At 46.8% G+C, this 11053-nt stretch carries 8 protein-coding genes and 2 tRNA genes; 1 reads left to right on the top strand and 9 read right to left on the bottom strand.

Annotated features, from left to right (window positions below; translation table 11 throughout):
- Positions 1-44: 44 nt before the first annotated feature.
- The 7 genes from hflX to L4D09_RS20705 form a co-directional block, all read right to left on the bottom strand.
- Positions 45-1334, bottom strand: coding sequence for a ribosome rescue GTPase HflX (gene hflX / locus L4D09_RS20675; protein WP_428459425.1), 1290 nt, complete (start codon positions 1332-1334; stop codon positions 45-47).
- Between the two features lie 26 nt (positions 1335-1360).
- Complete coding sequence (gene hfq, locus L4D09_RS20680) at positions 1361-1630, bottom strand: RNA chaperone Hfq (RefSeq protein ID WP_428459426.1); 270 nt, start codon at positions 1628-1630, stop codon at positions 1361-1363.
- An 86-nt stretch (positions 1631-1716) separates the two neighbouring features.
- Positions 1717-2652 (bottom strand): tRNA (adenosine(37)-N6)-dimethylallyltransferase MiaA, encoded by a 936-nt coding sequence (gene miaA / locus L4D09_RS20685; RefSeq protein ID WP_428459427.1) that lies wholly within the window; start codon positions 2650-2652, stop codon positions 1717-1719.
- The gene (gene mutL, locus L4D09_RS20690; protein WP_428459428.1) at positions 2645-4774 is read right to left on the bottom strand and encodes a DNA mismatch repair endonuclease MutL; all 2130 of its coding nucleotides are present in this window, start codon (positions 4772-4774) and stop codon (positions 2645-2647) included. The genes miaA and mutL overlap by 8 nt, the downstream gene beginning before the upstream one ends.
- A gap of 2 nt (positions 4775-4776) precedes the next feature.
- Positions 4777-6663: a LysM peptidoglycan-binding domain-containing protein gene (locus L4D09_RS20695; RefSeq protein WP_428459429.1), complete on the bottom strand. Its 1887-nt coding sequence runs from the start codon at positions 6661-6663 to the stop codon at positions 4777-4779.
- Between the two features lie 4 nt (positions 6664-6667).
- On the bottom strand, positions 6668-7132 hold the full coding sequence (gene tsaE / locus L4D09_RS20700) for a tRNA (adenosine(37)-N6)-threonylcarbamoyltransferase complex ATPase subunit type 1 TsaE (RefSeq protein ID WP_428459430.1): 465 nt from the start codon (positions 7130-7132) through the stop codon (positions 6668-6670).
- Positions 7132-8628, bottom strand: coding sequence for an NAD(P)H-hydrate dehydratase (locus tag L4D09_RS20705; protein WP_428459431.1), 1497 nt, complete (start codon positions 8626-8628; stop codon positions 7132-7134). Before L4D09_RS20705 ends, tsaE begins: the two co-directional genes overlap by 1 nt.
- A 204-nt stretch (positions 8629-8832) precedes the next feature.
- On the opposite strand from L4D09_RS20705, the gene queG reads away from it, so the two are divergent.
- Complete coding sequence (gene queG / locus L4D09_RS20710) at positions 8833-9966, top strand: tRNA epoxyqueuosine(34) reductase QueG (protein WP_428459432.1); 1134 nt, start codon at positions 8833-8835, stop codon at positions 9964-9966.
- Positions 9967-10811: 845 nt separating this feature from the next.
- Here queG and L4D09_RS20715 read toward each other — a convergent pair.
- Together L4D09_RS20715 and L4D09_RS20720 are read right to left on the bottom strand one after the other, a co-directional pair.
- Positions 10812-10887: transfer RNA gene (locus L4D09_RS20715), tRNA-Gly, on the bottom strand.
- Positions 10888-10911: 24 nt separating this feature from the next.
- Positions 10912-10988, bottom strand: a tRNA-Met gene (locus tag L4D09_RS20720).
- Between the last annotated feature and the right edge of the window lie 65 nt (positions 10989-11053).

Here is an 11053-nt window from a genome sequence, read left to right on the forward strand (position 1 = left end):
CAACATGATATGACGACAGTTTTTCTTATTACTCTAGCAGTCCATTAAGCAACGATAAAGTCATCTAACGAAGTACTTTCCCTTTTTTGTAACCGAGACCACTCTGCCAACGGTAGACGGATATCGATTTTTAGGCTGCCGTCAGTGTCATACTCTTCGCTGACAATACAACCCAATTGGTAAAACTTACTCCGATAACGACCGATATACTGCGGTGGCAGACACAGAGTATGCTTTACCATGGTTCCGGATAGGCGTTCGGTTAAGGCTTCAAACAGTAAATCAATACCGACCCCTTCCATCGCTGATACCCAAACCCGACGCGGCACGCCGTCGCCGTCTCTCTCAATGCGCGGCTGCGCACCTTCTAAGTTGTCAATTTTGTTCATGACAAGCAAAGTCGGTACGTCACTGGCATCAATTTCTTCTAATACGCTATCAACCGCTTCAATGTTTTCACGGAAACGATCATCACTCGCATCCACCACATGCAGTAGCAAGCTGGCGTCTTGAGTTTCTTTTAAGGTCGCCTTAAACGCTGCCACCAAATCATGGGGCAAGTGCCTAATAAAACCTACAGTATCAGCTAAAATTGACGTTCCAACATCGGCAACATCGATCTTACGCAAAGTAGGATCTAGCGTTGCAAATAGCTGATCAGCCGCATATACCCCGGCATCTGTCACTCGGTTAAACAAGGTCGATTTACCCGCATTGGTATAACCCACCAGTGAAATCGTCGGGATCTCAGCTCGATTACGAGCTCGACGCCCCTGATCGCGCTGCTTCGCCACTTTTTCAAGACGACGTAAAATCGTTTTGATTCGGTCTCGTAACAAGCGTCGGTCAGTTTCTAACTGAGTTTCACCCGGTCCCCGTAAACCAATCCCGCCCTTCTGTCGTTCAAGGTGGGTCCAGCCTCGGATCAATCGAGTGGAGATATGACGCAACTGTGCTAATTCAACTTGTAATTTACCCTCATGGGTACGTGCGCGTTGGGCAAAGATATCAAGGATCAAACCTGTCCGATCTAATACCCTGCATTTACAAATCTGCTCCAGATTTCGCTCTTGCGCTGGAGATAGAGAATGGTTGAATATTACGATGTCGGCCTCTTCAGCCCGAACCGCTTCGGCAATTTCCTGCGCTTTACCTTCTCCCACGTAATATTTAGGGTGGGGGGTTTTACGACTACCTGTAACCACATGTAGTGCATTTACCCCCGCAGAGGAGACCAGCATTTCAAACTCGCTTAAGTCTTCCCACTCCCCTTCTTGCGTGAAGTTGATATGAACAAGAATTGCCTGCTCACCGGATTCATAACGGTCAAACAAGCAATCAACTCCTTATTGAAGAAGAATTATTCTTCAGTTTTTTCCTGTGAACGCTCAGTAGGTGCCGGACGGTCACCTGCATGGTGGTGGTTTACTGGACGAGCAGGAACCACCGTAGAGATAGCATGCTTGTATACCATCTGGTTAACAGTATTCTTCAATAGGATCACAAACTGATCAAAAGACTCAATCTGACCTTGCAGCTTAATGCCGTTAACTAGGTAGATTGATACTGGGATTCTTTCACGACGCAAAGCGTTCAAAAACGGGTCTTGCAAAGATTGCCCCTTAGCCATTATTACTTTTCCTTATTTGTTTGTAGTTGTAGTTAGCAACGAACAACATTAAAAATACGCAAAACAGTAACCAGTATACACGTTAATCAAACGTCACATCTAATTGAGTTTGTGACCGTTTGTAACGCACTTTCTACGTCACTGCTATCCAACCACGTCAGGTCTTTCCAGCTTCTCAACCAGGTGATCTGACGCTTCGCCAATTGACGAGTCGCGCAAATTCCACGGAAAACCGCTTCATCCAAATCGCACTTCCCATCCAAATATTCCCACATCTGACGGTAGCCGACACAACGTATTGAAGGTAGATCTTGGTGCAGGTCTCCTCGTTCATACAAAGCTCGAACTTCCTGTTCAAAACCTGCTTCGATCATTTTCTCAAAACGTTGTTCGATCCGCTGATGCAGAACAGCCCTGTCCGTGGGCGTTATTGCAAATTGGTGAACCCTGTAAGGTAAGGTATCACCTTGAATTTTCGTAAGCTCAGTTAAAGTTTTACCCGAAATACGGAAAACTTCCAATGCGCGTGACAATCGCTGAGGATCATTCGGGTGAATGCGAGCCCCGGATACGGGATCAATCCGTACTAATTCCTCATGTAAAACCTGCCACCCTTTTTCTTCCGCCTCTTGCTCAATTTGAGCTCGAATAACCGGATCGGCTGCAGGTAAAGGCGACAAACCTTCCAATAATGCCTTGTAGTACAACATCGTACCGCCAACTAACATTGGGATTCGCCCTGCTGCAACTATATCAGCCATTTCTTTCAGTGCATCAGCACGAAAGTCTGCAGCTGAATAACTTTGCGCTGGATCACGAATATCGATCAAACGGTGAGGTGCCAAGGCAAGTTCTTGGGCATCGGGCTTTGCAGTACCGATGTCCATATCTTTATAGATAAGGGCTGAATCGACACTTATCAACTCCACTGGCAATTCTTGGCGCAAACGAATGGCCAAATTAGTTTTTCCAGATGCAGTCGGCCCCATTAAAAAAATGGCCTGTGGTAATGGCTTAGTCATAGTTAAATGCTTCTATTGCTGTACTCACATCGACGGAGCGCAACAAATTTGGATAATAGTTTTCAAGTTCAGTGCCCCAAAGCTGTTCCAACTCGGTAACGAGCTGAATGGCTTGCGACAAACTGTAAGATTCTGTTGGGATCACAAGTTGCTGTGCCAGCCAATCGAGTAATTTATCCCATCCTTGTGCCTCAGGGTCTTCAGCAATAGCGGCGAGATAACCAACCAGCGCTGGGATCAATTGCTGTAAGTTCTGCTGCCTTAATGGCTGGCAAACCGACATTATGATTAAATGGGTTTTACCCTTCGCTTTTAACTGAATACCTAACTGTTTGAGCAATAAGGCATGTTGCTCTGCACAGTCTATCATACCCGCTTCAACAGGTACTGAATGAGGTATAAGCAATGGCTGTGGTTTTAAGCCTTCTGTTTGCGCCAAACGCAATTGCCCTTTTGCACGCAGCTTCGACCCGAGATCAAGCGCAAGCAACACAACACCATCATCACGATTTAAGAGCAAATATCGTTGCTTAACAAGACATAATGCTTTGCCTAACCCCACACCATTGGTGGTATCGATGGCATCCTGGCGAGTCAACTGCATCGCTTCACTACGCGTCACTTGCTCGATAGGCTGTATTACCTGAGTGGGAGCAGCTGCCTTTTGAGGCTGTAGAACCGGTTGAGAAGGTATTGAAGGGGTAGAGTGAGACTGACCACCTTGAACCGGGCTAGCACGGTCAGTGGCTGGATCTGCCTCTACCGTTTTCATTAACTGCTGATAAGCGGCAACTTCTTGCTCCGTCGGCCCATCGTCACTATAACGAGCAGCCCCTCCCTTTCCACCAGAGTTTGATGATTGCGATTTCGAATCTCGCGCTAACCCAACGGACTCTTGGCGATGATAATCGCGCCCGGCACCTCTTGGTGTGGATGGACTTGGTTCTGACGACAACCACTCGCGCGCTGGCGCTTTATTCGGATAATCAGGTGTGTTGGCCACTGCACTCAACGCAGCATCTGGTTCTGACACGGGATAGGCTGGCGTAGAAGCTGATGCATATTCTGCCGCTTGCGCACTCGCTCGGGGTTGAGGAGGGGCAACAACGGCATCATACTCATCACTTCCTTGGATCAGTGCACTTTGTAAGCCTTGGCAAATAAAATCATGAACTAGGCGAGATTGATGAAAACGAACTTCGTGCTTTGCTGGGTGCACGTTCACATCGACTTGATGCGGGTCAACCTCGATAAATAAAGCATACGCGGCATATTGCTCTGGCGCTAAACTGCCTTCATAGGCTTGGCGGATTGCGTGATTGATCAGCTTATCTTTCATCATCCGGCCATTCACATAACAATATTGAATATCATTTTGTGAACGTGCACCTTGTGGACTACAAATCCAACCAGACAATTTTAAATCACCATGGGCAAGCTCTACTGCAAGCGCATGGTTAAGAAATTGCCCACCGCATACTGCCGCCAAGCGGCGCTCTTTCTGAACTTGGGTATTTGCCTCTCGGTACTGACGGATCACCTTACCATTGTGTCTTAGGTTGATCGTGACATCCATCCGGCTTAATGCGATGCGCTTTAACAGCTCATCGATATGGCCAAATTCAGTCTTTTCAGTGCGGAGAAATTTGCGACGAGCAGGCGTATTAAAAAACAAGTCCAAGGCTTCAAGCGTGGTGCCAACAGGATGCGCTGCGGGTTTCAGCTGCACATCCATATCACGCCCTTCGGCATAAGCCGACCACGCTTCTTCTTGCTCTGCGGTACGGGACGTTAGGGTTAGCCGTGACACCGAACTAATACTGGCAAGTGCCTCGCCCCTAAAGCCAAGGCTGACAATGGCTTCAAGATCATCGAGCGATGCAATTTTCGATGTTGCATGGCGGCTTAATGCCAGACTGAGCTCGTCTTTAGGAATTCCCTTGCCATTATCTCGAATACGGATCGTGCGACTACCGCCCTTATCGATATCAATATCAATGCGGGTGGCTCCGGCATCAAGGCTGTTTTCAACCAGCTCTTTGACCACCGACGCGGGTCGCTCTACCACCTCACCAGCAGCAATTTGGTTCGCCAAGCGAGCTGGCAAGATCTGAATAGGCATAATTAACTACTCGGAATAGTAAGTTTTTGTCCAACCGCCAATTTGTCTGAGCGTAATTGGTTCGCTTCACGCAAACGACTGACAGTCACTCCATAGCGAGTGGCAATCTTACCGAGAAAATCACCCCGCTGCACGGTATGGACCACCGACACCGGGACCGTCACTGAAATTCTCAGCTTTTGGCCAATTGCGAGTTCATCGGAACGTAACTTGTTGTCACGCCTAATACTCGCGACAGTCACGCCATACTGACTAGCAACCTTGCCAAGGAACTCACCGCGCTTCACCGTGTGCGTCACCGTTTTGGTGGTTGTCGCAGCAGTCTTTGCAGGTGTCGTTACCGGAGCATTCACTGAAACTTTCAGTTTTTGGCCAACTGCAAGTTCATCGGAACGTAACTTGTTATCACGCCTGATACTCGCAACTGTCACTCCATACTGGCTAGCTATCTTGCCAAGGAAATCACCGCGCTTCACCGTATGTGTCACCGTTTTGGTGGTTGTCGCACTAACCGCAGCTGTTGGTGCCGTTACCGGGGCTTTACCCGGGATCACCAACGTCTGGCCAACCTTCAAGGTATTCGACTTGAGGTTATTCGCCTGTTTTATCGCAGCTACAGACGTGCCGTAACGGCTAGCAATTACACTAAGCGATTGCCCACTCGTGACTTTATGCTTCACCCCTTGCTGGCGAGAAGCAAACAACGTCCCTTCCGGTGGCTTTTCATTAAAGTAGGCTAAAATCCCTTTAAACACCGCGTCAGATAATTTGTTCTGATGCGACCTAGCATTCAATAATCGTTCTTCTTGTGGGTTAGTAATAAACCCAGTTTCAACCAACAGCGATGGAATATCTGGTGACTTTAATACTGCGAGACTAGCATGCTCTGGTTTACGCTTATGTAGAGTGGTGACTTTACTTAACTCTCGTAAAACCCGCGTAGCTACATCGTAGCCTTCTTTTTGCGAGTGGCTAAACTGCAGATCTAATACCGCCATGCTCAAATATTGATCATCATTACCACCCGACAACACGTCACCACCACCTAACAGTTCTGACTGCTTTTCGTGCTGTTCAAGCCAACGACCGATTTCACTGTTTGCTCGCCGGGTATTCAACACCCAAACAGAGGCTCCTCGGGGTTGAGGTTTATGGAAACCATCAGCATGAATAGAAACCAGTAAATGTGCTTTATTACTACGGGCTATCTCTGAGCGTTTGTTAAGGTTAACAAAATAATCACCACTACGAGTCAGCACCCCTTTCATTCCGGGTGTTGCATTAATGCGGGCTAGGAGCTTTTTAGCCACATCGAGATTGACATTTTTTTCGTATTTACCTGTTGGTCCGATCGAGCCGGGATCTTCACCACCATGGCCAGGATCTATCGCAACAATAATATCATCAGTACCATAAGGTAATATCGCTTGCTGGTTGGCAACAGGCTTTGCTGATGGTGGGGTAACGGCCTTCACCGCCGCTTTCTTATGCGGCAAATCCAGCACTAAGCGATGGCTATAATGGCCATCAGGCGTCGGTGCTAACGTAAACAATGACGGGGTTGTACCCGTTTTGGTTTCGAACACCAAACGGTAAGTCCCTTTGGTTGGCGCACCACTGCTGCGAATAGTCTTTAGCACCGCGCTATCTTTAACAACAACGGGTAGCTTGGTTTTCAGTGTTGTCTGCTTAAGATCAACCACCAAACGATCAGGCTTAGTCAGGGTAAAATAGCTGTAATCAGCTTTTTCCTGCATATCAAGCACAACACGCGTTTCATCCGGTGCAGGCCAAACTCGAATTCCTTCTAGTTGATTAGCCATTGCCCACGAGCTGATAAATAATCCAGCACCTAAAACTACAATATGAAAAAAAGCCCGTAACGACATCCTATCAACACAACTCCAAACGCTTGATTAATGCTTCACCATATTCATTATTGGCTGTAACCGTGACTTTTCGCTGTTCGCCTTCATAGCGCATATCCAGCTCTAGATCAGGGGCTGGTAGTAAACCATGCCCTCTTTCTGGCCACTCCACCAAACAAATGGCATCCGATGTGAAATAGTCACGGATTCCCATAAACTCGAGTTCTTCAGGATCGGCTAATCGATATAGATCAAAATGGTAAACCTGCCAAGGCGGTAATTCATAAGGTTCCACCAACGTATAAGTGGGACTCTTCACATTACCATTATGGCCCAAGGAACGAATAAAACCGCGACTAAACGTCGTTTTACCTGCACCAAGGTCGCCATGAAGGTAAATGGTTGTTTGGCGATCACACGCATGTGCGAGTTGATGGCCCAAATTAACTGTAGCCTGCTCATCGGCAAGCAAGGTTTCGAATGTTTGCATTATGTTCTTAATTTAGGATTTACTAATTGTCGAATATGAGGGAATAAATCACTCGCAAGCATACCACGCTCGCCATCTTTCGCGCATCGATCTGCTGCTAGGCTATGGATCAATACTCCAACCCTTGCAGCATCAGACAAAGACAGCCCCTGCCCAGCCAAAGCGCCAATAATGCCAGAGAGTATATCCCCCATTCCTCCTGTCGCCATCCCTGGGTTGCCTGCGGTACATAACCAGCAGTCAACACCATCATAGATCAGGCTCCCCGCACCTTTCAGTACCACCACACCGCCATATTTATGCTGCAGTGCTTTAACCGCTGCGAAACGGTCGGCTTCAATATCCGCAATTGTACATTGTAGTAATCGGGCAGCTTCTCCTGGATGCGGAGTTATTATACGATTATTTTTATAGTCTGGTGAAAGTGCTAATAAGTTCAATCCATCGGCATCTAATACCATTTTTTTTTCAGAATGAGCAAAATAGAAAAAAAGTGCTTTGCTCCAATCCGACACTCCAAGCCCAGGACCGAGTACAACCACCTTTGCCCATGCCAACTTCTGACTCGCTTCATGGGCTTTTTCTAGCCAACCTTGTGCCATTATTTCAGGTACAGCCGCAACAATTGACAATACATTGTCAGGTTGAGTTAGCACAGCCGTTAAACCAGCACCACTACGAGCAGCCGCTTCAGCCGCTAAACGGATCGCCCCTCCCATGCCACGATCACCGCCGACACATAAGATCCGCCCATGATCCCCTTTATGCGCTGATCGTTTTCTTGATCCTAAACAACCAGACAGATCATCATGGGTAACACGTTTTGCTGAAGGTTGGCATACCGACTGAAATATAGATTCAACCTCTAAACCAGCAAAAATCAGTTCACCGACATAGTTCACCGCTTGCCCTGTTAACAAGCCTTGCTTACAACCAATAAATGTTATGGTGGCTTGAGCTTGTATTGATCCACCTAACACTTGTCCGGTATCGGCACACACACCGGAAGGGGTATCAACGGCAATAACGGGCAAACAAGACATATTAATCGCTTTAATCAATTCAAGCGCATTGGATCGGACAGAGCCCGTTAGCCCAGTACCCAAAATCGCATCAATGACGACGCCTATTGATTCAGGAAGACACGGCTCTGGTTTTGAAATTTGACCGCCAGCAGCCAACCACGCTTGCTTCGCCTTCGCCGCATCACCGGTTAATTGAGTAGGGTCCCCAAGGTGCCAAACCCTTACCGAATAACCCGCCAACAACGCAAGCCGTGCAACCACATAGCCATCACCACCATTATTCCCCCCACCACAACACACTAAAATGTCAGTCGGAGAAGGAAAGGCCTTAGTCATATAATCAAAGACTGCAAGCCCAGCACGCTCCATCAAGCAGTACATTTCAAGGTTCATCAAGCGGGCTGCTTGCCTTTCTCCTTGGCGTACCTGTTCGGCTAAATACAGTTGAGTGGGCAGTTCTGCTCGATCCATTATCCCTTCCTCGTAAGCCACCAAATACCATTGTTCATTCGTTGTTCTGCCGATAGTGCCGAATTCCAACTACAGACACAATCACCACATGAGCGAATACAGCTCGATCTCACTTGTTTAAGTTAATTGGTTACTGTAATTGCACGCACCAACTAAAATGATTGTGGTACACTTCCGCCCCCAATTAAGCCAAGTACCAACACCATGACTATCGATTACCGCGATCTCACTATAAAAATCAAGCAATGGGGCCAAGAACTTGGTTTCCAGCATGTCGGGATTTGCGATATTGATTTACAGCAGCACGAAGCTCAGCTCCAGCGCTGGCTTGATGCCGGCTATCATGGTGATATGGACTGGATGGCTCGACATGGCATGATGCGTGCGCGTCCCGATGAACTTCACCCAGGGACCGTTCGAGTGATCAGCGTGAGAATGGATTACTTGCCACCAGACGCTGGCTTTGCCAAGAATCTTAATAACCCTGATACCGCTTATATTAGTCGTTACTCACTTGGACGTGATTACCACAAATTGATCCGCAACCGTCTTAAGCGACTTGGGCAACTTATCGAACAAGAGGTTGGGCCATTCGGCTACCGTCCTTTTGTTGACTCTGCGCCTATATTAGAACGCCCGTTAGCTGAAAAAGCTGGACTGGGTTGGACAGGCAAGCACTCTTTACTACTCAGTAAAGAAGCTGGTTCATGGTTTTTTCTCGGTGAATTATTAATTGACTTGCCCCTACCGGTTGATGCCCCAGAAACTGACCAATGTGGGAAATGTGTCGCCTGTATGACAAGTTGCCCTACTGGAGCGATTGTCAAAGAAGGTGTCGTCGATGCGAGGCGCTGCATTTCATATCTCACCATAGAATATGATGGGGTGATCCCTGAAGAGTTTCGTGAAGCCATTGGTAATCGAATATATGGTTGCGATGACTGTCAGCTCGTATGCCCATTCAACCGCTTTTCTCACTTAACAGAAGAGTCTGATTATCATTGTCGAGACTCACTCAACCAACAGCCTCTGACAGCATTGTTCCAATGGACAGAGCCACAGTTTCTTAAAAATACAGAAGGGTCAGCGATCCGCCGTATTGGTCATTTACAGTGGCTACGTAATTTAACTATCGCCATGGGAAATGCACCTTATGATGCCAATACTATTGATGTGTTAATGCAACGCCTTGGTGAAAATGAGCTGCTTGATACCCATATCAACTGGGCACTGGAGCAACAACAAAAACGTCGCCAAGTTGACGCCATCACCGTTCTTCCAGGAAAAACCAAACGGCTCATCAGAATAGTAGAAAAAGGCCTTCCACGAGACGCGTAAACCTTATTAGCCGTCACCCATCCTGCAAAACACCCAGCCCTGATAGCACAAAATGAGAGCTGAGCCAAAGTTCAGCTCTAATGTGGAAAACATTTTCATCTATTCCCATTTATACCCAGATGGAAATATTAAACACAGGTGAAAATCATCTCGCAAAAAAAACTTATCCAATCACTCATTGAATGGATCTAGTTGTATATAAGATTGGGATAAAGGTATTAATTCACTTTAAAATCAACAATTTAAACTGTTGATAAATTACCAACAGTTTTTGATTTTTGTGTATTATAAAAGATAATTACAGACTTGTTCACATGGTCTCAGCACACGTATCAACTAACTTACCCACAAGATGATTTTGTGGATAACTCTGTGTACGATCGTGACAATTTGGCCCAATAAAGGACACTAGCCCAATAATGACAAGGCATTCCAGCTAGATAAGACTGGGATAAATAGAGCGGATACGATTCACAGACCCCTGTTGGTAGCCATCAGGCTATCCATTACTTATTCAAAGAGCATGTGTCGTCAATTGACATCGATACACTTGGTATCGACTACAGAGCATAGTTACATTTGCGTCATAACGACAAACAGCCAATAAAGGCTGTAAAGCAAATCTTAAATGATGTAGTTGAAGCTGCTTGCTTCTTAGCGTTCCCGATAACAATTGTTATGGAACATTTGGGCAACACACAAGGCCATCGGTAGTCGAATAACCCAGGAATGCTGCATTTGAACTAATACTTCACAGTAGTAGCTTTGCCGTACCTATGCATTATGCAGTGGCAGCAGAGTAAGAGTATCACAATGAGTTAGTCCATCATGATGCTCATAGAATTTGGAGCGACACACGAGGTTCGAACTCGTGACCTCAACCTTGGCAAGGTTGCGCTCTACCAGCTGAGCTAGTGTCGCATGCTTGTATTTCAACAAGTAAATTGGTTGCGGGAGCAGGATTTGAACCTACGACCTTCGGGTTATGAGCCCGACGAGCTACCAAGCTGCTCCATCCCGCGTCCGATTTATATCTCACCGTTAAGTACGGTAACAACTATTGTTTCATCGCCTGAGCAATAAAACC

This window comes from Photobacterium makurazakiensis (assembly GCF_050336715.1).
Classification (GTDB): Bacteria; Pseudomonadota; Gammaproteobacteria; order Enterobacterales; family Vibrionaceae; genus Photobacterium; species Photobacterium makurazakiensis.

Excerpts from the sequence above, each read along its gene's own strand:
- mutL (WP_428459428.1), bottom strand. The coding sequence starts at position 4,774 with ATGCCTATTCAGATCTTGCCAGCTCGCTTGGCGAACCAAATTGCTGCT.
- miaA (WP_428459427.1), bottom strand. The coding sequence starts at position 2,652 with ATGACTAAGCCATTACCACAGGCCATTTTTTTAATGGGGCCGACTGCA.
- hfq (WP_428459426.1), bottom strand. The coding sequence starts at position 1,630 with ATGGCTAAGGGGCAATCTTTGCAAGACCCGTTTTTGAACGCTTTGCGT.
- queG (WP_428459432.1), top strand. The coding sequence starts at position 8,833 with ATGACTATCGATTACCGCGATCTCACTATAAAAATCAAGCAATGGGGC.
- L4D09_RS20705 (WP_428459431.1), bottom strand. The coding sequence starts at position 8,628 with ATGGATCGAGCAGAACTGCCCACTCAACTGTATTTAGCCGAACAGGTA.
- tsaE (WP_428459430.1), bottom strand. The coding sequence starts at position 7,132 with ATGCAAACATTCGAAACCTTGCTTGCCGATGAGCAGGCTACAGTTAAT.
- L4D09_RS20695 (WP_428459429.1), bottom strand. The coding sequence starts at position 6,663 with ATGTCGTTACGGGCTTTTTTTCATATTGTAGTTTTAGGTGCTGGATTA.